The organism is Methylobacter sp. BBA5.1 (assembly GCF_000746145.1).
Lineage (GTDB): Bacteria > Pseudomonadota > Gammaproteobacteria > Methylococcales > Methylomonadaceae > Methylobacter > Methylobacter marinus.
The window spans coordinates 175,824-197,878 of record NZ_JQKS01000005.1 but is presented as its reverse complement, the minus strand read 5'-3'; the positions used below and the strand labels follow the sequence as shown (position 1 = coordinate 197,878).

The 22,055-nt window shown below is 54.1% G+C and carries 17 protein-coding genes; 12 read left to right on the top strand and 5 right to left on the bottom strand.

Going from position 1 to position 22,055, the window contains the following annotated elements:
- The first annotated feature begins 1 nt into the window (after position 1).
- The 8 genes from rsmA to EK22_RS05000 all read left to right on the top strand — a co-directional run bounded on the left by rsmA (position 2) and on the right by EK22_RS05000 (position 10,672).
- Complete coding sequence (gene rsmA / locus EK22_RS05035) at positions 2–790, top strand: 16S rRNA (adenine(1518)-N(6)/adenine(1519)-N(6))-dimethyltransferase RsmA (protein WP_020159443.1); 789 nt, start codon at positions 2–4, stop codon at positions 788–790.
- 353 nt (positions 791–1,143) lie between these two features.
- Complete coding sequence (locus EK22_RS05030; RefSeq protein WP_235209220.1) at positions 1,144–4,116, top strand: chemotaxis protein CheB; 2,973 nt, start codon at positions 1,144–1,146, stop codon at positions 4,114–4,116.
- Between the two features lie 201 nt (positions 4,117–4,317).
- Positions 4,318–6,387, top strand: a complete 2,070-nt coding sequence (locus EK22_RS05025; protein ID WP_051961685.1) for a PAS domain-containing hybrid sensor histidine kinase/response regulator — start codon at positions 4,318–4,320, stop codon at positions 6,385–6,387.
- Positions 6,388–6,840: 453 nt separating this feature from the next.
- Positions 6,841–7,428 (top strand): hypothetical protein, encoded by a 588-nt coding sequence (locus tag EK22_RS05020; protein WP_036248597.1) that lies wholly within the window; start codon positions 6,841–6,843, stop codon positions 7,426–7,428.
- 533 nt (positions 7,429–7,961) lie between these two features.
- Positions 7,962–8,261, top strand: coding sequence for a DUF6763 family protein (locus tag EK22_RS05015; RefSeq protein WP_020159437.1), 300 nt, complete (start codon positions 7,962–7,964; stop codon positions 8,259–8,261).
- A gap of 14 nt (positions 8,262–8,275) precedes the next feature.
- Positions 8,276–9,127: a P-loop NTPase family protein gene (locus EK22_RS05010; protein ID WP_020159436.1), complete on the top strand. Its 852-nt coding sequence runs from the start codon at positions 8,276–8,278 to the stop codon at positions 9,125–9,127.
- Between the two features lie 12 nt (positions 9,128–9,139).
- Complete coding sequence (locus EK22_RS05005) at positions 9,140–10,204, top strand: homoserine O-succinyltransferase MetA (RefSeq protein ID WP_020159435.1); 1,065 nt, start codon at positions 9,140–9,142, stop codon at positions 10,202–10,204.
- Complete coding sequence (locus EK22_RS05000; RefSeq protein WP_020159434.1) at positions 10,205–10,672, top strand: nucleoside deaminase; 468 nt, start codon at positions 10,205–10,207, stop codon at positions 10,670–10,672.
- 252 nt (positions 10,673–10,924) lie between these two features.
- On the opposite strand, the gene EK22_RS04995 is transcribed toward EK22_RS05000, so the two are convergent.
- Entirely contained in the window at positions 10,925–11,332 is a 408-nt protein-coding gene (locus tag EK22_RS04995) for a hypothetical protein (protein WP_036248593.1), read from the bottom strand.
- Between the two features lie 283 nt (positions 11,333–11,615).
- Between EK22_RS04995 and purM the strand changes: the two genes are divergently transcribed.
- Positions 11,616–12,659, top strand: a complete 1,044-nt coding sequence (gene purM, locus EK22_RS04990) for a phosphoribosylformylglycinamidine cyclo-ligase (RefSeq protein WP_020159432.1) — start codon at positions 11,616–11,618, stop codon at positions 12,657–12,659.
- A 69-nt stretch (positions 12,660–12,728) separates the two neighbouring features.
- On the opposite strand, the gene EK22_RS04985 is transcribed toward purM, so the two are convergent.
- Positions 12,729–13,529: a DUF3530 family protein gene (locus tag EK22_RS04985; RefSeq protein ID WP_036248658.1), complete on the bottom strand. Its 801-nt coding sequence runs from the start codon at positions 13,527–13,529 to the stop codon at positions 12,729–12,731.
- A gap of 4 nt (positions 13,530–13,533) precedes the next feature.
- Positions 13,534–14,589 carry an AI-2E family transporter gene (locus EK22_RS04980; RefSeq protein WP_036248591.1) on the bottom strand — a complete coding sequence of 352 codons (1,056 nt, stop codon included), beginning with the start codon at positions 14,587–14,589 and terminating at the stop codon, positions 13,534–13,536.
- Positions 14,590–15,016: 427 nt separating this feature from the next.
- Between EK22_RS04980 and EK22_RS24880 the strand changes: the two genes are divergently transcribed.
- Together EK22_RS24880 and EK22_RS04965 are read left to right on the top strand one after the other, a co-directional pair.
- Entirely contained in the window at positions 15,017–16,231 is a 1,215-nt protein-coding gene (locus EK22_RS24880; protein ID WP_036248586.1) for a beta-galactosidase, read from the top strand.
- An 8-nt stretch (positions 16,232–16,239) separates the two neighbouring features.
- Entirely contained in the window at positions 16,240–18,906 is a 2,667-nt protein-coding gene (locus EK22_RS04965; RefSeq protein WP_051961683.1) for an NAD(P)-binding protein, read from the top strand.
- 82 nt (positions 18,907–18,988) lie between these two features.
- On the opposite strand, the gene EK22_RS04960 is transcribed toward EK22_RS04965, so the two are convergent.
- The gene (locus EK22_RS04960; protein WP_020159428.1) at positions 18,989–19,351 is read right to left on the bottom strand and encodes a hypothetical protein; all 363 of its coding nucleotides are present in this window, start codon (positions 19,349–19,351) and stop codon (positions 18,989–18,991) included.
- 124 nt (positions 19,352–19,475) lie between these two features.
- Positions 19,476–20,012, bottom strand: a complete 537-nt coding sequence (cobO, locus tag EK22_RS04955) for a cob(I)yrinic acid a,c-diamide adenosyltransferase (RefSeq protein WP_020159427.1) — start codon at positions 20,010–20,012, stop codon at positions 19,476–19,478.
- Positions 20,013–20,269: 257 nt separating this feature from the next.
- Here cobO and EK22_RS04950 point away from each other — a divergent pair, with 257 nt between their 5' ends.
- On the top strand, positions 20,270–22,054 hold the full coding sequence (locus tag EK22_RS04950; RefSeq protein WP_036248650.1) for a glycoside hydrolase family 2 protein: 1,785 nt from the start codon (positions 20,270–20,272) through the stop codon (positions 22,052–22,054).
- Position 22,055 lies beyond the last annotated feature (1 nt).

The following is a 22,055-nucleotide window of genomic DNA, read 5'->3' as shown; positions in this document are numbered from 1 at the left end:
CATGGCCCACATACCACGCAAGCGCTTCGGTCAGAACTTTCTGCATGACCACCGGATTATCTATAACATTATCGCCAGCATCCAGGCCAGGCCCGGTGAGCACTGGGTCGAGATCGGCCCGGGCCAGGGCGCATTGACCGAGCCGTTGCTGAAAGAAGGCGTGCATCTCGATGTGGTCGAACTCGACCGGGACCTGGTCGCGCTGCTCAGGGAAAAATTCAAGCAACACGATCGCCTGCGCATACACAGCGCCGACGCCCTGAAGTTTGATTTCGCATCGCTGGCCGAAGACGGCCGGAAACTGCGCGTGATCGGCAACCTGCCCTATAACATTTCCACGCCGCTGATGTTCCATCTGCTGGACAATGCCGCCTGCATACAGGACATGCATTTCATGCTGCAGAAGGAAGTCGTCGACCGGATCTGCGCCGCGCCCGGCAGCAAAAAATACGGCAGGCTCAGCGTCATGATGCAGTATTACTGCGCGACAGAGCTTTTGTTTGATGTCCCGCCCGAAAGCTTCGATCCGCCGCCTAAGGTCATGTCGGCCATCGTGCGCTTGATTCCACACCCGCAACCGCCTGTTCAGGTCAGAGATGTCGCCAAACTCAACAAAGTCGTCACGCAGGCTTTCTCGCAGCGGCGCAAGACTTTGCGCAATTCCCTGAAAACATTGATTGCCGAGCAGGATATCGAAGCCTTGAACATAGACCCGACGCTACGGGCCGAAATGATTGCATTGAGCGATTTTGCCAAACTGAGCAATCTGTTACAGAACGACGCAGTATGATCTGCAACAATCCGTCATGCGGCAATATGCCACATTTAATTAACAATTACTTATTGCTAATATGTACTCAATTCTTGAGATGCAATCTCTTTTTGAGACTTTAGAATTAATCCTCCTCTTAAATGCGGCTTCTTAGTCGCATTTTTTTTTGTCTGATTTATTCATCCTCCCCTGCTGAGCGTCAAATAAATCCATCCCGGATTACAAAATACCATTAAAATTGGCTTAATTTTTGTCCGGAAAAAACACCTTCAAAAGTTAATACCTCCGGATCAGGCATAAACCACGGATTGCAGCTACACTCTACAATCTGGCTTTTATTAGTATTTTCCAACGCATTAAACACTGATACCGTGAAAAAAAACCCATTAAATAACACGGAGTTCCATGTTGTGGGCATGGGCGCTTCGGCTGGCGGCCTGGAAGCGCTGCAACAGTTTTTCGATGCCATGCCTCCCGATGCGGGGCTTGCCTTTGTCGTAGTCGTGCACCTGGATCCAAGCCACAACAGCCTGATGTCTGAACTGCTGCAAAAACACACGACGATGCAGGTCGCCCAGATTACAGACGGCATGCCGGTTGAACCGAACAGGGTCTACGTTATCCCGCCCGATAAAAGCCTGACTATTTCCGCTAAAAAGCTGTTTCTGGCGGAACGGGAATTCCCGCGTTACAGCCATTTACCCATCGATCTTTTCTTCCGATCGCTCGCTCAGGATCAGGGCGACAAAGCTATCGGCATCATTCTATCCGGCACCGGCTCCGATGGCAGTCTGGGGGTGACCGAAATAAAGGCCTCGAACGGGCTGGTGATAGTGCAGAATGAAGCATCCGCCCAATACAACGGCATGCCGAAAAATGCCATAAACACCGGCACGGGTGATTTTATATTGCCGCCCGGCGAGATGCCCATGCATCTGGTTCAATATACCCAGTTTCCCGGAAGCGCCAGGACACACGTTATTCAGCAACAGGAAAACACTGACGGTTTTTTGCAAAAAATATTTTTTCTGATCCGCGATCAGACCGGCCACGATTTTTCGCTGTATAAGAAAAACACCATTTTCCGGCGCATCGAACGGCGCATGCAATTGCATCAAATTACCCATATCGCCGATTACGTGGCTTTTTTGCATACCAGTGAGCAGGAAGTTATATCGCTGACCAGGGAATTGTTCATTGGCGTGACCAGTTTTTTCAGGGATCCCGAGGCCTATGACACGCTCCTGACCAGGATTCTGCCGGAGTTTCTTCAGCAAAAGCATCATGCTTATACATTGCGCATCTGGGTTCCCGGCTGCAGCACGGGGGAAGAGGCCTATTCACTTGCCATCATCATTCAAGAATGCCTGGACACCTTAAAGCACCATCTCAATGTGCAGATTTTCGGCACCGATATTAATGAATCCGCGATTGAAACGGCCAGGCGCGGACTTTACCCGCCCGGTATCACCGCCGATGTGAGTCCGGAGCGCCTCAAACGTTTCTTTATCAAGGAAGGCGATAGCTACAGAATCCAAAAATCCATCCGGGAAATGCTGGTCTTTGCCGCCCAGAACGTCCATAGTGACCCGCCTTTTACCAGGCTGGATATCATCAGTTGCCGGAATCTGTTGATTTATTTCAAGCCGGAATTGCAAAAAAAAATACTACGGACATTTCATTACAGCTTAAAAGAAGACGGTATTATGTTTCTGGGCCCTTCGGAAACAACCGGGCAATCCGATCATTTTTTCACTGTGCTGGATAAAAAATGGAAAATCTTTCGTCGTGTTCAGTCAACCGACACCCTGCCCCGGGCCTTGCCTCCCCGGGGAGCGGCGGCGCCTGTCGTCACCGATGAGTCTGAAAAAATGCCCAGTGTCGTTCAAAAAGCGGAAGAATTGAGCATCATCCAATTGGTTGAAGCCATTCTCAGGCATAGTTCAGTGCCTCCCTGCGCGATCATCGACCACCATAACAATCTCATCTACGTCCATGGCAAACTGGGCAAATATCTGGAGCCCGCGCAAGGAAAAATCAGCGTCAATATCATGGAAATGGCGCGCCACGGATTAAAAGCCGACCTGCTCTCGGCAATTCACCGGGCGGCCCATACCCGCCAGAAAGTGCGGAAAAAAACCCGCCTTCTCCAGCAGGACCTCGGCCACGTCGGTGTGGATATCACTGTCAGCCCCATTCTGGAACATGCTTCCGTTCCGGGCCTGATGATGGTGACGTTTGAAGATGCACGGCCGGAAGCGCCGTTGAAACAGAAAAATACGCCGTCCCCACCGACCACGAAAAAAGCGATCGAGAGCCTGCGGCAGCAATTGCATTTCACCAAGGAACACCTGCAAACGACGATAGAAGAGTTGGAAACCTCCAATGAAGAACTCCAATCCGCTAACGAGGAATTGCAAAGCACCAATGAGGAACTGGAAACCTCGAAAGAAGAACTGCAATCATTGAATGAAGAGACCGTGACGGTCAATGCGGAACTGCAAAGCCGGATCGATGAATTGCAGTCCGCCAACGATGATATGAAAAACCTGTTTGACAGCACCCAGATCGCCACGCTTTTTCTGGACACCCGGCTCCGTATCCGCCGTTTTACCCCTAAAGTGAGAGAGCTCATCAATCTGGAAGCAACCGATACCGGGCGTCCGATTGCTCATTTCTCCTCATCGCTACAAAATCCGAATTTAACGGCCCTTGCCGGTGAAGTTTTGAAAACGCTCGATAAGCATGAATCGGAAATCTATGATGACCGGGGCCGCTGCTTTTATACCCGCATCCTGCCCTACCGCACCACTAACAATATCATCGATGGCGTCGTCATCACCTTTGAAGACATCACGCTTAGGAAAGAGGCCGAACAGGCCCTCATAAACAATGAAAGGCACTATAAGCGCATGATCGAATTCTGCCCCGTGCCAATGTGGGAAATCGATTTTTCCGCCATAAACCTTGCCTTGCAGGAACTTCGGCATCAAGGCGTCACAGATCTCGAGGCCTACCTGCATAAGCATCCGCGCAAGCTGGAAGAACTGTTAAAAAAGGTGCATATTTGCCACATCAATAATGCGGCCATGCTATTATTCAAAGCAGATGACAAGGAAAAGCTGGCATTAAATATCCAGGCATTACTAACCCGGCACGGGCCCCAACCCTTTATAGCGCAAATACAGGCCATCTGGGATCGGAAGGACAAAATCAGCTTTGAATGCCATTGCGAAGACCTGCAGGGGAAGCCATTGATTTTAAACTTTGAATGGGTGGTTCCTCGCGATGAAGGACACTTAAACTACGACAACGTGATTGTGGTGCTGCCGCGGTTGCGTTAAGGATTGGGTCGCAAATAATGTTCCTGTTTAAACATAGGATATGCCGGCGGCAGGAGGCGCATCATTCGCGAGCGATGCGCTTCACTGCGCCGCCTGGAGCGCCTGCTTTTGGCCGGCACATCCTGTGCAGGATTATAATTTCAGGCAGTCATTTTTAGCCAAATTCTAACAAAAACTATCGACGCACTAAGCTTGACCTCCATGATAAGCAAACCGGATAAATTCTACGCACTCAGGAAGCGGGCCGAAGAATTATTAGTCGCGCCTCATTCATCGTCTGCTTCTTATTCCCTGGCTGAATTCCGCGACCTGCTGCATGAACTCGACATGCATCGCATCGAATTGGAATTACAAAACGATGAACTGCTTAAAGCTCAAAGGCAACTCCAGGACACCAACCAGGAATATCTTGATTTTTATAACTTTTCCCCGGTCGGTTACCTCACTCTAGACAGTAATGGTATCATTCTTAAAGCCAGCATGACGGCGGCCGGCATGTTCGGCAGCGACAAACAGGCCATTATTACCAAACCCTTTTCTGATTTTGTGCTGGATGCCGATCAGGATGTCTTATATTTCTATCGTCAAGCCCTGTTAAACCATAAACGCGCGCAAAGCTGCGAATTACGCTTGCGCAGGAGCAACGGCCAGTATTTATGGGTCAAACTGGACGGCCTGTTTCAAACAGCCCCGGAAGGGCATGATTTCAGGCTGGCGCTCACTGGCATCAATCATTTAAAGGAAACGGAAGCCCTGTTGAGCAAAAGCGAAGCGAATTTACGCGCCATTTTCGATAACGTACTCGACGGCATTATCAAGATTGACGAACAGGGCCTGATCGAATCGACCAATACCGCCATTGAGCATATTTTCGGCTTTTCCACTGAGGAATTGTCCGGAACCGCCATCAGCAAATTAATACCCAAACTCGATTGGCGGGCATATAAAAGCCGGCTGTCCCACTGCCAGGACGGCGGCAAAAGCCGGTTCAGCGGCCTAAGATGCGAACTGGAGGGCTTGAAAAAAGACGGGGCGTGGTTTCCTGTCGATCTTGGCATCAGTGAAATCAGCAACGATCAGCCCAGCTGCTTTATTATCACGGTCCACGACATAACCGAACGCAAGCAAACGGAGATCGCCCTTCAGCAGGCGGATTGCCGGAAAAACGAATTTTTGGCCATGTTGGGACACGAACTTCGAAATCCATTGGCGCCCATCCGCAATGCCGTACAAGTCTTGAAAACCCAGAGCTCAACCAGCCCAACCCTGGACTGGTGCCTCAAAGTGATTGACCGGCAAGTCGGCCATATGGCGCTGCTGCTCGATGACTTGCTGGATGTCGCGCGCATCATGCAGGACAAAATCACGCTTAAAATTGATCATGTTGACTTCAACGAGATTATCGATAGCGCCATAGAGACCAGCTATCCAATGATTCAATTGCGCCAACAGGAACTGCTCACGTCGCGTCCCGACACACCGATGTGGGTCGAAGGCGACCGCGTCCGCTTGACCCAGGCGCTGTCCAACCTGCTGAACAACGCCGCCAAATACACCGATATAGGCGGCAAGATCATGCTGACGATAACGCAGGAAGCAGAGGACCTGGTCATTCAAGTGCAGGATAACGGGGCCGGTATCGCGCCGGAGATACTGCCTCACATTTTTGACCTATTCACCCAGGCCGATTCGTCCCTGGCCCGCTCCCAAGGCGGCCTGGGCATTGGGCTTACGCTGACGCGCAGGCTGGTCGAAATGCATGGCGGAACGATCAGCGCCTCCAGCGCGGGCAATCAGCAAGGCAGCGAATTCACACTGCGCCTGCCGCTATTCAATGCGCCTTCCATTCCCCAACCCGAGCCATCAGAACCCGTTCCGGCAGCGGCCAAACTGCGTATTCTGCTGGTGGACGACAACGCCGATGTCGCCGAAAGCCTTGCCCTGCTGCTGGAAATACAAGGGCACGAGCTCGATACCGCCGATTGCGGATTGAAGGCAATAGAGATGGCACAGACTTTCCGGCCCCAGGTTGTCCTGCTGGACATCGGCCTTCCCGATATCAATGGCTACGAGGTTGCCAAACGGTTGCGCAAGCTGCCTGAAACGCGGCGGGCGTTCCTGATCGCCATCAGCGGCTATGGCCAGCCTGAAGACCTTGAACAATCAAAATCCGCCGGCTTCGACCATCATTTGCTCAAACCCGTGCATCCGTTGAAGCTGTCCAGTTTGCTGACTTCTGTAGAGGCTGAAATGGACGCTGTTGTCCGTTAGCGCGGGGTTATTTCATTTTTGTTAACAGGACCTCGATAATCGCCTTTTTTACTTGATATGGACAATCGCCGATCCTGTGACTTTTGCCTGTATCGATAACGCATCGGTACCGGAAGATTCGCGATGGTGCCCTAACGGACCGGGCTTTTCCGGCTTCACCCGACCGGAAACATCAAGTAAATGTCATGCATTTTTGAAATATGGTTAAATACCAGAACTGAACAGCGGCTGACAGCTTCGTCATATTTTGCGAAATGCGGCAGAACGCAGCCCACAACAGAGACACCTTATGTCCAGCTTACAAACGAAACCGGCGCGATGACCTTAAGCATTAAACCGGCATTCGAATTCCCAGACTCCATTCGACAGTCAATCCATAGCATTTGCGTTGGGACAGCTTAGGCCAATTTCCATCATGCTCGATCACTCGTCATTTTTTATAAGGCATACATTATGGCTACCCAACTTGAAATTCTACTGGACAAAATTAAAGACCTGGAAAATGAACTGGTTGAGGAATTACAAAAACAACAGGAAGAATTTTCATACGAAATCAGAAAACGTCGCGTTTATTTTGAAAAAAATGTCATTATCCGGCACAAGGAATATGCCAAACGCTTGCTCAGCTATATAAGCGATGCCCCGCTTAAACACATCCTCAGCGCGCCCCTGATCTGGAGCTGCATCATCCCGGTAATACTGCTGGATGTGACCGTCAGCATCTACCATTGGGTGTGTTTTCCTCTATATGGCATCCCGAAAGTTAAACGGCAAGACTATATCGTCTTTGACAGGCAATACCTCAACTATTTGAATATGGTGGAAAAAATCAATTGCGCCTACTGCAGTTACGTTAACGGACTGTTTGCCTATTTGCAGGAAATAGCCGCACGCACTGAACAGTTCTGGTGCCCTATTAAACACGCCCGGCGCATCAAAAGCCTGCACAGCCGTTACCAGAAGTTCATCAGTTATGGCAGCGCCGAAAAATATCGGGCTGAAATCGAAGCCATCCGACATGATTTTAAGGATTTGCAGTAAACTCAAGCTGTCCCGTCGAGTTCACGCATGGGAAGCATACTCACCTCAAACTGCGACAATCTGACACGCGACAATCCGTCACATTTTATCCTTTAGCGTTTATCGCTAATATAAGCCCAATTCTTGAGATGCGATCTCTTTTTAGAGACTTTAGAATTACTCCTTCTTAATGCGGCCGACAAGCCGCATTTTTTTTGCCTGTTTTATAAACGATGCCCCGGCGCGAAACACCGCCCGCCTGCCATACCCGACTTCAAAACACCACTATCATTGCCCATGATAGCCAGTCCGCAAGCGTACGGACAAATTCCGTCGCACGGCCCTGTACTTGCGCTTCGCCTACGAATAAGGATATCCTGATCAATACTGATCGACCGCTCTCTGTAACCAGTCCTGAGCGTCGCTGTTACAGCGCGTGGCAACACAGATTAAATTGCTTATCACCTCTACAAAATATTTTGGTATTTTCTCTGGCATTGTTAATAATATCCGCTGTTTTCTTGTAACGTCCCAACAAGCATTGAGGTAACACCATGACAACAGTAGCAGACCCCATTATTGGTAGCTGGTATAAAGACGTCGAGAACAATCTGATGTTTAAGGTAGTTGCCATTGAGGAAAGCGACGATTCGATTGAGGTCCAATACTACAATGGCGATATCGGCGAATATGACCATGACAGCTGGTATAGCTCAACCTTCGATTATATCGAAGACCCTGAGGACTGGAGCGCGCCTTTCGATGATCTCGAGAACGATGACCTGGGTTATTCGGATCCCGACGATCACCGACGCAACCCTGACGGTATGGATATTGACGATTATCTGGATTAATTAGGAATTATCATATGAAAATGAGTCCCCGGGAATTTCTGGACTGGCAATCGAAAAGCATCACCCTGCTGGCAATGTCCGGTGCGGGAAAAACCACATTAGCCAATAAGTTGCCGAAGTCCAAATGGTTCCACTATTCCGGCGACTATCGGATAGGCACAAAATATCTGGAAGAGCCGATTCTTGATAATATCAAGCGCCAGGCCATGAATGTGCCGTTTCTGCGCGAGTTGCTGCTGTCCGATTCCATTTATATCTGCAACAAGATAACCGTGGATAATCTCGCGCCGGTATCGACTTTTCTCGGCAAGCTCGGCAATCCCGAACAGGGCGGATTATCCCTGCGGGAATTCAAGCGCCGGCAAAAGCTGCATCATCAGGCTGAAATCGCCGCCATGAAAGACGTGCCTGAATTTATCCACAAGGCCGAGGACATCTACGGTTATAAAAACTTTATCAATGACGCCGGGGGCAGCGTTTGCGAACTGGACAGCCAGGAAGTACTCGAAACCCTGGCCAGGCATACCTTGATCGTTTACATCAAAATCCCGCCGGCCATGGAACAAACTATTATTGAACGGGCCAAAACCGATCCCAAGCCGCTCTATTATCGGGAAGCATTTCTGGACGAAAAACTGTCCGAGTTCATGTCGCTGAAAGGCTACTCCGATCCCAACATTATACCGCCGGATGAATTTGTCACCTGGGTTTTCCCGGAACTGTTCAAGTCCCGGTTGCCCCGCTACGAAGCTATTGCCGAACAGTATGGCTATACCGTGGATGCGCGTGATGTCGCCGAAGTGAAAAACGAAGACGACTTCATCCGGCTGATTGCCGATGCGATTGCCAAACAGCAATCCAATTAATGAAGAAAAATTATGCCATTAGTCGCCCATTCTGACTTACCGACTTTCCAGCGTCTTCGCGAAGAAGGCGAGGAAATCCTGGCGCCGGATCGCGCCAGCCAGCAGGACATCCGGGAAATGCATATCGGCCTGCTCAATATGATGCCGGACGCCGCGCTGGAAGCCACTGAACGGCAGTTTTTCCGGCTGGTCGGCGCCTGCAATCAAATCACGCAATTCCATGTCCATCCTTTTACCATCGACGGCCTGCCGAGAGGTCCCGAGGCGCAGGCCCATATCGACAAATACTACGAACCGTTTGAAAAAATCAAGCAGGACGGCCTCGATGCACTGATTATCAGCGGCGCTAACGTCAGCCATCCGAGATTGCCCGAAGAAGACTTCTGGCAACCGCTGACGGAAGTTTTTTCCTGGGCCAAGGAAAACGTGACCTCGGTGCTTTGCTCCTGTCTCGCCACCCATGCCCTGATTCAATACTGTTACGGCATCGAACGCACGCGCCTGCCGGCAAAACGCTGGGGCGTCTTTGCCCATAAGGTCACGGACCGCAAACATCCCCTGGTGGCGGAAATCAATACGCGCTTCGACGTGCCCCATTCCCGCTTCAATGAAATATTCCAAAGCGACATGGAACGGCACGGACTCAAGGTCCTGGTCGTCAGCGAGGAAGCGGGCGCGCACCTGGCCGTCAGCCCGGACGGCTTTCGCATTGTTTACTTCCAGGGACATCCCGAATACGACGACATCAGCCTGCTAAAAGAATACAAGCGGGAAGTCATGCGTTTTTACCGGGCCGAAATCGATGAATACCCGCCCTTTCCCGAAAACTATTTCAATACTTACACCCGGCAGGTGTTTACCGATTATGAACAGCACGTCAGGTCCGCCAGAAAAGCCGGCCGGACACTGGATGTCTTTCCTGAAGCCCTGGTTCTGGAGCATATCGATAATACCTGGCGCGATACGGCCAAGGCCGTGTTCAATAACTGGCTCGGGAAAATCTATCAACTGACCAACCAGGACAGGCGCCTGCCCTTTATGGACGGCATCGACCCTGGGAACCCTTTGGGCCTGTAGATGCATGAGGAATTTTTACAGCAAGCCATCGATCTGGCCGTCAACAACGCCATCACCGGCCAGGGCGGCCCTTATGGCGCGGTCGTGGTTAAAGACGATCAGGTCATTGCCGCCAGCGCCAACGGCGTCACCCGCACGATGGACCCTACGGCACACGCGGAAATCATGGCCATCCGCATGGCCTGCGAGAAACTGAATGATTTTCAGCTGCGCGGCTGCATCCTGTATACCAGTTGCGAGCCCTGCCCCATGTGTCTAGGCGCCATTTACTGGGCCAGAATGGAAAAAGTCTATTTCGGCTGTACGCGCCAAGAAGCCGCCGCCGCCAATTTTGACGACAGCTTTATCTATGACCAGATTGCCGTGCCGCCGTCTGAACGCAGCATTGCCATGCTGCATTTAAACCTGCCCACCGCCCGGCAGCCGTTTGACATCTGGATGACCAGCAATCTCAAGGTGCCTTATTAAGGCTTTGCTCGTCAATAATGTCCCTGTTTAAACATAGAATGTGCCGACGCCAGGAGGCGCACTTGTGCCCTTTAGGGTATCGTTCGCGAGCGATGCGCTTCACTGTGCCGCCTGAAGCGCCTGCTTCTGAACGGCACATCCCATGCGGGAGGCTAATTTCAGGAAGTCATTTTTAGCCAAATCCTAAGCGCCGGGTCGTAAAGCTTCGATGGCCGATCAGGCGGCCCGCCGGCCGCCCGTCCTGTCCGTTCTTTATTGCTCGGCCACTTTGATCAGCCAGCCGGTCTGGTCGTCGCAGCCCAGCACCGCCTTTACGTGCGCATTGATTCTGACGTAATTGCCATTAAACGCCGCGGGCAGTTTGGCTCTGATGCGATGAAAGCTGGAGTTGCTTTCGACGGTAAACGGAATTTCCTGGTTCTTGGCCGTCAGTTTAAGCGTATTAGGGTCTGACCACGGCGATATCATAAACGACAATTCCGACTCAGGCGCGACTTCAACCCGCTCAGGCGCTTTATAGATAGGGAGATTAAAATTCATGAACTTGGGTTTTTTACAGATCACTTCTGTTTCGCCCTCGCTGCTGTAAGCGAGCGCCGCGCCGTTAAAAAGAACCGCGGCCATGAACAACGCGGCGTTTAATAATTTATTTATCTTCATATATCTTCCTCAACAGGGGGCATTGTTTGTATAGTAATCACCCGCCTTCACTTTAATTATTTTTTTATTGAAATTCAACTGGATTGCGTATTTTGCCGGTCGGTTCCGGCGACTATGTTATGCCAGTTTACCGGCAGTTGTGCTATCGCCCTCATGCCTATTTATCGCTGATCGACGATTTGAAATAATGCAGGATGCCGCCTTTATCCTTCGCACAAACGCGATGATGTTTAGTACAATAGCGGCCATCCAACCAACACATTATTAGCAAGAGAACATCACATTGAGCGAACAAAATCAAGACAGCTTGAATTATAAAAGCGCCGGCGTCGATATTGAGGCCGGCAATGCATTAGTTGAACGCATCAAGCCTATTGCCGCCAGAACCCGCACGGCGGGCGTAATGGCGGGTCTGGGCGGATTCGGCTCGATGTTCGAACTGCCGCTGGACCGTTATAAAAACCCGATCCTGGTTTCCGGCACCGACGGCGTCGGCACCAAGCTGAAGCTGGCCATCGAGTCCGGCATCCATAACACGGTCGGCATCGACCTGGTGGCCATGTGCGTCAACGACATTATCGTCCAGGGCGCGGAGCCCCTGTTCTTCCTCGATTATTTCGCGACCGGCAAACTCGATGTGGACAGCGCCGCCGCGGTCATTGAAGGCATCGGCAAGGGCTGCGAACTGGCCGGCGCGGCGCTGGTCGGCGGCGAAACGGCTGAAATGCCCGGCATGTATGCCGACGGCGAATACGACCTGGCCGGCTTTTGCGTCGGCATCGTCGAGAAAAGCAAGGTGCTGGACGGCAGCAAGGTCAAAGCCGGCGACAAACTGATCGGCATCGCCTCGTCCGGCCCGCACTCCAACGGCTATTCGCTGATCCGCAAAATCATCGAACACAGCCAAGCCTCGCTGACCGATGATTTCCATGGCATTCCGCTAGGCGCCGCCTTGCTGGAACCGACGCGCATCTATGTCAAATCGCTGCTGGCGCTGCTGGACAAGATTGATGTCCATGCGCTCGCGCACATTACCGGCGGCGGCCTGACCGAAAACCTGCCGCGCGTACTGCCGGAAGGAATAAATGCGCGGATCGACCTGTCCGCCTGGCAGTTTCCGGACATCTTCCAATGGCTGCAGCGCCAGGGCAATGTCTCGCAAGCCGATATGCTGACCACTTTCAACTGCGGCATCGGCATGATCGTCTGCGTCGCCGCCGAGGATGAACAAGCCACGCTGGAAACGCTGGCGAGCCTGGGCGAAACCGTGTTCGCCGTCGGCGAACTGGTGCCGGCCGAGGGCAAACCTGCAGTGGTCTATCGCTAAGATTGCGGAGGGCGGCAGCCGGCCGCCCTGTCCAAAAACCCGATTATCGCGGTTCCTGAAAAGCCGGATTCACTTGCGTCCTGCGGGAATTCGGCCGGAAACACCGCTCAGCCAGCTGTAGACCCGTTTGACGACCAACCCTTCATCGTGCGGATACCGATGGCCTTCGTCCTCAATCCTGACCTGCCGATAACCGCTATTGGCCTTCGCGGCCAGGCGGCGCTCCCTGGCGCTCTTTGTTACCTCCGGCACATCCAGCGCTCCGTAGATATCCAGCATCGGCTTCTTGATCTTGCGGATGAATTCCAGCGTTTGCGCGGTTTTCATGCCGGTCTCGGGCACCGGCAGACTGATCGTGACCAGCGCCTCGATGTCGGCCGCCCCCTCGCTAAGCGCATAGGCGGCCATCAAACCACCCAAACCGTAACCGACCACGACGATGCTTTCGGCGCCGCGCTCTTTCAGGTAGTCGATACCGGCCTGAATCCGGGCCCGTGCTTCCGGAAACAGGCCGTCATATTCGCTCATTGCTGCGCCGCGTTCCCTGAGCGGCATCTGCAGCGCCAGAGTAGCCCAGTGATGCGCGGGCAAGACGGTTCTCAAGGCGTTAACCAGCGGCTTTTGGTCCGGATGGCCGCCGATATCGTGCAGAATAAGGGCCGCGCCCTTGTCATCCGCCCTTTCCGTGTCCGTATAAAGGCTCAAAAATTGCCGGCCCCGCGCTTCCAGGCGAATGGCTTCGCCCATCGTCAGCATCCGGGTTATGTCATCGGCGAAATCCGCCTCACGTTTTACATCGCCGGCAACACCGGCCTGCCCGAAAAAACACCCTGCGAACAGGATAATCCCAACGTATTTAGCTACTTTCATCGCCTTACCGTTGGCTGTAAAAAGCGCTATCCCGATAACTTTCATGCATATGCCGCAACAGCACCATGATCACCGACGCCACCGGCAAGGCCAGCAGGATGCCCAGAAAACCGAACAACTGCCCACCGGCCAAAACCGCGAAGATAACGGCCACCGGGTGCAGGCCGATCTTATCGCCGACCAGCAGCGGCGTCAGCAACATGCTTTCCAGGGACTGGCCGACCATAAACACAACAGCGACGGGAATCAGATACAGCGCATCGTGAAATTGCACCAGGGCCGCCGCACAGGCCATGACGATGCCGACGATGGCGCCCAGATACGGCACGAAGCTGATCAAGCCCGCCATCATGCCGATCAATAAAGCCAGATCCAGCCCTATGATGGACAGGCCAATGCTGTAAACAACCCCCAACCCCAGCATGACATAAAACTGGCCGCGCACAAACGCCGCCAGAACCGAGTTGACTTCGTCGGCCAGTTTGGCCGCCGTCGGCGCGATGCGGCGCGGCAGCAGATCGTAAATACCGGCGACCAGCTTGTCCCAGTCGCGCAACAGGTAAAACGTCACCACCGGGACCAGCAGTAAATTCATGAGCCATTCCGCGATCACGGCGCCTGACCGCGACAACGACCGCATGACATTCGCGGCGATGCCCCCGGCTTTCTGCCAGTGGTTTTTGAACACATCGATCAGCTCGTCGATGGCTACCGGCTTGATGTCCAGGCCTAGCTGCCGCTGCGCCCAGGGAATGACGTCCTGATTCAGCCAGGCGGCATAAGCCGGTAGATTGTTGACCAGGCGCCCGACCTGATATTCCAGCTGCGGAACCAACAGCAGCAAAACCAGAAACAAAACCAGACTCATGACCGAAAACACGACGATGACCGCGGTAATTCTCGATAAACGGTAGGTTTCGAGCTTATCGGCCAGCGGATCGCCCAGGTAAGCCAGCATCGCCGCAAAAGCAAACGGCATTAACACAGGCGCCAGTAAATAAACCAGCCAGGCGGCAAACACGATGAAGGTAAACATCAGCCATTTTTGTGAATCAGTCATCAACTACTCCGTTTATAGATCTGCTCCGGCAATCAATTACCGGCATTGTTTAATCATAGCGCTCAATCCAAGGATGAGCATGAGCAAGTATAGGCGTTCATGGCAACAATACCGAACTCATGCTCAAAGCCTATGTGTTCGGCAGCGCACAGACGTTGGCGGACAGAGATCCTAAATTTCATCTTATGCGGCAGCATCATGACATGAAATTACGCTCAGAAATACACTCAGTTTGCATTTTTCAAAGAGGGACGATAACCATGAATATCATTAAGAATAGCCAGGAATGCAGCGCCTCTTTTCCTCACCGGGCAACAATCAAAATGCATTCCACATCGATAAATCTGCCAGCACTTCATGTTACGCCTTCCCGCCCCGGATCCATCGTACCCAGGCCGCAAAATGGCCAGGATGAGGCCGTCGCCTCATGAATGCGAACGAAAACCTGTTTTACAGTTTTTGGCAGGGGGGTTACGAGGGCGCGGATCACGTCAACAGCACCGGACATCCGCTGGATATGAACGATAGCAACCAGCACAGGATGCGCGTGCGCGAGGACTATCTGCATTTGCAGCCTTTCGGTATCCGCACCATTCGCGAGAGCATCGGCTGGCGTATGGCGGAGCCGACCCCCAATCACTACGATTTCAGCTTTCTGGAGCCCTTGATCGAGGCCGCGCAGGAATTCGACCTGCAGATCCTGTGGACGCTTTGCCATTATGGCTGGCCGCGCGATATCGATATTTTCTCGGCCGGATTTATCGAGCGTTACGCCCGCTATGCAGCGGCGGCGGCGGAGTTCCTGGCCCCTTTCAGCAAGAGCGAACCTGTCTACACGCCGATCAACGAAATCTCGTTCCTGGCTTATGCCACCTGCGAGACGACCTTGATCCACCCATACGGCCCGCACCTGCGCGAGCGCAGCGTGGAATTCAAACGCCAGCTCGTGCGCGCCGCGATCGCGGGCATGGAGGCAATCTGGAAAGTCGACCCACGCGCCCGTTTTCTGCATGTGGACCCGCTCATTCATGTGATCGCGCCCGAGGGACGCCCGGAACTGGCGGAAGTGGCTGAGCATGTGCGCCTGTCGCAATACCAGGCCTGGGACATGCTGGCCGGTGCGATAGAACCGGAGCTGGGCGGCGCGTCCAAGTATCTCGACATCATCGGCGTCAACTACTACCACAGCAATCAGTGGGAGTGGGAAACCTTCAACACCCTGTTCTGGCATCTTAAGGACCCGCGCCGCAAGCCGTTCAAGGACATGCTCGCGGAAATCAACCAGCGTTACGGTCACGGCCGGCCGCTGGTCATCGCCGAAACCAGCCATGTCGGTTCCGGCCGCGGCGAGTGGATCGCCGACATTACCGAGGAAGTCATACAGGCCGCTCAGGAGGGCGTGGTCCTGCAAGGCATCTGCCTTTATCCGATACTGGACAGGCACGGCTGGGAGAATCTCGATCACTGGCATCGAAGCGGCTTATGGGATATACACCCCGATCCCCAGGGCAACCTCGTGCGCGTCATGGACAAGCGCTATGCCAAAAGCCTGGTCGAAGCCCAGTGGAGACTGGCGAAAACCCCTTATTACCAAACCTTCCAGCCCCATCAAGATCAGCCTATCTTCTATCAAAAACATTAGGAGACACCATGTCAACGATTATCGTTTTTTCTCATCTGCGCTGGAATTTTGTGTTTCAGCGCCCGCAGCAGCTCATGACCCGGCTTGCCCAACGCTATCGGATTGTCTTTCTGGAAGAACCTGTTTTCCATGACGGCAAGGCACACTGCGTGCACTACGAGGCGGCGCCGAACGTGCGGGTCGTCCAGCCGCACACGCCGATATCATCGCCCGGTTTTCATGATGACCAGCTCGCTACGATAAACAGCCTGCTGCCGGATCTGATTGATGAACTAAACATCGAGGACTATATCGCCTGGCTATATACGCCCATGGCGCTGCCTTTGATCAACCAGTTGCGGCCTAAAGCCATCGCTTATGACTGTATGGATGAATTAACGGGCTTTCTGCAAGCACCGCGCCAACTGGTACAGCGCGAGCACGCATTGCTGAAAGCGGCCAATGTCGTGTTCACGGGCGGCATCAGCCTCTACCATGCGCGGCGCGACAAGCACCCTGCCGTCTACTGTCTGCCGAGCAGCGTTGATGCCAGCCATTTTTCCCGCGCGCTCGATCGCGCCATTGCCCATCCGGATCAGCAGGACCTTGGCAGCCCGCGCCTGGGTTTTTTCGGCGTCATTGATGAACGCCTCGATCTCGGCCTGCTCGGCGCACTCGCCGACAGCCACCCCGAATGGCAAATCGTCATGGTCGGCCCGGTGGTCAAAATCCCCGAGAGCTGGTTGCCGCAACGCCCCAATATCCATTATTTCGGCCAACAGCCCTATGAGCAGCTGCCGCATTTCCTGGCCGGCTGGGATGCCTGCCTGCTGCCTTTCGCGCTGAACGACGCAACCCGTTATATCAGTCCGACCAAAACCCTGGAATACATGGCGGCGGATCTTCCCATCATCAGCACGCCAATCAAGGACGTGGAGGAACCATACGGTCACCTGGTCCATATCGCAGCGGACGCCGAGGCCTTCATAGCCGCTTGCGAGGCGGCGCTCAACGAAAGCCCGGAACGCCGCCAGGAACGACTGACGGGTTATCATGAAGTGCTGGCCTCGACATCCTGGGACCAAACCGCCGACGTTGTCGCCGGCCATCTCGAGGCGGCCTGCCTGCAGGGATTGAATGAGACCGCGCGCCTGATGCTGACAGGCTATCGCCCCTCCCGGAACGCGCCCTTGCCCCATCATTTCGACAGCGTGATTCTCGGTGCCGGGCCGACAGGGCTTGCGGCCGCTCATTACCTGCCGGAGAATACGCTGCTGGTGGAAAAAAACGACCATGTCGGCGGCTGCTGCCGCTCCATCAATGAAGCCGGCTTTACCTTCGACCATGCCGGCCACATTATGTTTTCCAACGACGACACGGTACTGGCGCTTTACGATATGCTGCTCGGCGACAACGTGCACTGGCAGGATCGGGAAGCCTGGATATACAGTAAAAACGTCTATACGCGCTATCCGTTCCAGGGCGCGCTTTACGGCCTGCCAGTCGATGTCATCAAGGAATGCATCGTCGGCGCCGTCGAGGCCCGGTTCGGCAAATCCGATACCGGTGCGGCCGATACGGCTTCCAGACAGGTTTCGTTATGCAAGCCGACTCTGCTCAACGACTGTTGCGCGGACGGCATCCAGGAAGCGACAGCGCCGCTGGCCTTCGCGCCCGGCCTGAAGCCGTCCCAGCCTGCCGCGCAAAATTTCGAGGATTTCATCTATCAAACCTGGGGCGCCGGCATCGCCAAGCATTTTGCCATTCCCTACAACCGCAAGCTCTGGGCCGTGCCGCTCAAGGAAATGGAAACCTCCTGGCTGGGCGGCCGGGTACCGCTGCCGAACCTGGAAGAAATGATCGAAGGCGCGCTGCGGCCGGTCGCCAAGCCGATGGGCCCCAATGCCCGCTTCGGCTATCCGTTGCGCGGCGGTTTCCAGGCGCTCATGGAAGGCTTTCTGCCGCATATTAAAGGCAAAATCCTGTTGAATACCGAAGCCGTCGCGGTATCGCCCGCGCGCAAGACCGTGACTTTCGGCAATGGCCGCACCGTCATCTATGACCAACTGATCAGCACCCTGCCGCTGCCCCTGCTGATCCGCGCCATCGGCGATGAAGCGCCCGGCCCCGTCAAAGCCGCCGCGGAACGCCTGCGCCATGTCTCGGTCCGTTGCGTCAACTTGGGGATAGGCCGCGAAGCGCTGACCGAGAAGCACTGGATCTATTATCCCGAGGAGACGGTATTCCACCGCATTTTCGTTCAGGGTAACGCCAGTCCTCACTGCAACCCCGCGGGCGGCTTCGGGCTCACCTGCGAGATCACCTATTCACCCGACAAACCCCTGCCCTGCGATGGCGACGAACTGATCAGGCGCTGCATCGCGGATTGCATGGCCGTGAGCATGATACGGCACGATGATCCGGTCATCGTCGCCAACCAGGTGGACATTCCTTATGGCTATGTCGTTTACGATCATGCCCGGACCGAAGCCGTGGCCATTATCCGGGAATGGCTGGCGCAACACGATATTCTGCTGGCGGGGCGGTACAGTGAATGGGAATACTACAATTCCGACCATGCCTTTCTGGCCGGCAAACGCGCGGCGGAAGCGGTACAGAAAAAACGCCTCGCCTCGGCACCGTTACGAAAAAGAATGCCCGCCGGCGATTCGGTCATGCGCGAGCGGCACTTGTGATGATCAATAGATTTTGAGTAGATGTCGGGTTACGCTATCGCTAACCCGACCTACGCGTCTATATAGTATGGGATGGATCAAGCTAGACTTTTTTATTGATGATGACTTTATCGTCAATAATGAGTTCGGAAATGCCTCCCAGATTCACATTGACGGTGCAGGACGCCGCTTTAAAGCCGTCCTTGTTTTCGCCGACCCACTTCAAGGTAATATAAGTCTCTTTATCGCTTTTTGTTTCAGAGGGGAAAAATACCTGTTCGCCCGTATGCTGCTTTATCGCCGCCGGGCATTTGTTGTTGGCCATCGACTGCATGGAGGCATAGACTCTGATCTGTGACGATTGCTCCATTTGCTCCGGAGACTGGCTCTTGTTTGTACCTACCATGATGAAGCCTATGACAAAAAAGGCCACCACGCCTATTATCAATTTAGTTGTTTCACTCATTTGCGTTCTCTTCCTGTTTTATAGTTATTACGCCGTGCTACCGGCGCCATGAAGTATTACCCTTCGGATTCTATGCGAATTATTTATCCTCAGCAATGAAAGATATCCGTGGCCTAAAAACCTTTTAAAATTCAATCCCCTGCTCGGCTTTGATGCCTTGTTCGTAAGCGTGCTTGATTTTGGTCATTTCGGTGACGGTATCGGCACAGGCGATGACTTCAGGCGGCGCGTTGCGGCCGGTCAGGATCAAATGCATCCAGGACGGCTTTTGCTGGCGGATGAAATCGGCGATCTCCTGCCCCGAAATCCAGTGATAACCGCAGCAATAATTGATTTCATCGAGCAAAACCAGATCGAACTCGCCGGAAGCCATTTTCTGCTTGCTGAACTCCCATATCGCCCGGCTGGTCTTGATGTCCTGCTCCGGATTCTTGGTGTCCCAGGTAAAGCCGTCGCCCAGGGCATGCCATTCGATGTTGTCGAAGCGCTCGGCGGCCTTTTGCTCGCCCGTTTGCCATTGTCCCTTGATGAACTGGATCACGCAGACTTTCATGCCCCAGCCCGCGGCACGGAACACCATGCCCAAAGCGCTGGACGATTTACCCTTGCCTTCGCCGGTATTGACCACCACCAGTCCCCGCCGCCTGTCTCTTGTTTTCATAGATCTCCTTCCGTCATCTGATTACCCGATTGATAAGGAATGTGAATTTTATAATTCCCGTTCCAAAGTTGCTCATTGTAGCAAGTTTTAAATTCAGGCCCGGCGCGCCATCGTCAATGGCGCCTGATCCGGCGGCTTGCAAGCGAATCTGCCGGGCATCTGCCGCAGTGATAAAAATATCCCGCCGAACTGTGCACGGGACGGATGGTCTGATGGTCTATACGAAGTTGGTCAACTTGTCTAATAAGGAGATCGCTGTGACTTGCCCCTACCCCCGTCCTCAACTGGTACGTAAGCACTGGATGTCATTGGATGGACCTTGGCGCTTTGTCTTCGACGAGCAACGCAAGTTCCGCCAGCCATCCGATATTACCGAATGGCCGCTGGAGATTCTGGTGCCGTTCCCGCCGGAATCGCAAGCCAGCGGCATCGGCGACCGCGGGTTTCATGCCGCCTGCTGGTATGAGCGCGATTTCCATATCAAGCCCGAAAATGACGGCCGCGTGCTGCTGCGTTTCGGCGCCGTCGACTACTTCGCCAAGGTGTGGGTCAACGGCTGCCTGATCGTCAGCCATGAAGGCGGGCATACGCCGTTTTTCGGCGATATCACATTTGCGTTGAATGACTCGGGCGACCAAACCGTGACCGTCTATGTGGAAGATGACCCGCATGAACTGGCCAAGCCGCGCGGCAAACAGGACTGGCAACGGGAGCCGCACTCCATCTGGTATCCGCGCACGACCGGCATCTGGCAGACCGTATGGCTGGAACGCGTGGGCCGCAGCTATGTCAGCAAAATCCGCTGGACGCCTCATCTGGAGGAATTCTCGATCGGCTTCGAAGCACGCGTCATAGGCGGCGATACCACCGGCCTGTCGGTGGAGGTCAAGTTGCAGCATCAGGACCGCGTACTGGCCTGGGACAGCTATCATGTCATCGACGGCGATGCGGACCGGCGCATTATCCTGTCCGATCCCGGCATCGATGATTTCCGCAATGAACTGCTGTGGAGTCCGGAGCGGCCAACCCTGCTCGACGCCGAGATTCGCCTGAAGCGCGGCGATGAGGTACTGGACGAATTCACCTCCTACACGGCCTTGCGCTCGGTCAACATCCTGCGCGACCGCTTCATGTTGAACGGCCGCCCGTACTTCCTGAGACTGGTGCTGGATCAGGGCTATTGGCCCGACACCCTGCTGGCGGCGCCTGACGACGATGCCCTGCGCACCGATATCGAACTGGCTAAGGCGATGGGCTTCAATGGCGTGCGCAAACACCAGAAGATCGAAAACCCGCGCTATCTGTACTGGGCCGACAGGCTGGGCCTGCTGGTCTGGGAGGAAATGCCCTCCGCCTATCAGTTCACGCGCACGGCCATCAAGCGCATGGTGAAGGAATGGGCCGAAGCCATCGAACGCGATTACAGCCATCCCAGCGTGATCGTCTGGGTGCCGTTCAACGAATCCTGGGGCGTGCCGGAACTGACGTCGCTAGAGGCGCATCGCAGTGCCGTCGTGGCGCTTTACCACCTGACCAAAACACTGGATGTGACCCGGCCGGTCATCGGCAATGACGGCTGGGAAAGCAGCGCCACCGACATTCTCGGCATTCACGATTATGATCCCCGCCCGGACCATCTCAGGGCGCGCTATGGCGCCGAGGCGAATCCCGAGCAGTTGTTCGACCGCCGGCGCCCGGGCGGCCGCATTCTGACCCTGGACGGCTACCCGCATCGCGGCCAGCCGATCATGCTGACCGAATTCGGCGGCGTCGCCTACGCCAAATGCCCGCAACCGGGCGTGCGGCAGACCTGGGGCTATTCGGCCGTCCATAACGACGAGGAATTTACCCGTACCTATAAAGCACTCATCGAAGTCATTACCGACGCGGCGCTGTTCAGCGGCTTCTGTTACACGCAGTTCGCCGATACCTTTCAGGAAGCCAACGGCCTGCTGTGCGCCGATCGCACTCCCAAACTGCCGCTGGACGTCATTGCCGATATCACGCGCATGTCCAGCTCCCATATTCACGGAGGCGTCTGAT

Bases quoted from the DNA above. Each gene is read 5' to 3' on its own strand.
- rsmA (WP_020159443.1), top strand. From the start codon at position 2: ATGGCCCACATACCACGCAAGCGCTTCGGTCAGAACTTTCTGCATGAC.
- cobO (WP_020159427.1), bottom strand. From the start codon at position 20,012: ATGAAAACAAGAGACAGGCGGCGGGGACTGGTGGTGGTCAATACCGGC.
- EK22_RS04995 (WP_036248593.1), bottom strand. From the start codon at position 11,332: ATGAAGATAAATAAATTATTAAACGCCGCGTTGTTCATGGCCGCGGTT.
- EK22_RS05005 (WP_020159435.1), top strand. From the start codon at position 9,140: ATGCCATTAGTCGCCCATTCTGACTTACCGACTTTCCAGCGTCTTCGC.
- EK22_RS05025 (WP_051961685.1), top strand. From the start codon at position 4,318: ATGATAAGCAAACCGGATAAATTCTACGCACTCAGGAAGCGGGCCGAA.
- EK22_RS05020 (WP_036248597.1), top strand. From the start codon at position 6,841: ATGGCTACCCAACTTGAAATTCTACTGGACAAAATTAAAGACCTGGAA.
- EK22_RS04960 (WP_020159428.1), bottom strand. From the start codon at position 19,351: ATGAGTGAAACAACTAAATTGATAATAGGCGTGGTGGCCTTTTTTGTC.
- EK22_RS04965 (WP_051961683.1), top strand. From the start codon at position 16,240: ATGTCAACGATTATCGTTTTTTCTCATCTGCGCTGGAATTTTGTGTTT.
- EK22_RS04985 (WP_036248658.1), bottom strand. From the start codon at position 13,529: ATGAAAGTAGCTAAATACGTTGGGATTATCCTGTTCGCAGGGTGTTTT.
- EK22_RS24880 (WP_036248586.1), top strand. From the start codon at position 15,017: ATGAATGCGAACGAAAACCTGTTTTACAGTTTTTGGCAGGGGGGTTAC.
- EK22_RS04980 (WP_036248591.1), bottom strand. From the start codon at position 14,589: ATGACTGATTCACAAAAATGGCTGATGTTTACCTTCATCGTGTTTGCC.
- EK22_RS05010 (WP_020159436.1), top strand. From the start codon at position 8,276: ATGAAAATGAGTCCCCGGGAATTTCTGGACTGGCAATCGAAAAGCATC.
- EK22_RS05015 (WP_020159437.1), top strand. From the start codon at position 7,962: ATGACAACAGTAGCAGACCCCATTATTGGTAGCTGGTATAAAGACGTC.
- EK22_RS05000 (WP_020159434.1), top strand. From the start codon at position 10,205: ATGCATGAGGAATTTTTACAGCAAGCCATCGATCTGGCCGTCAACAAC.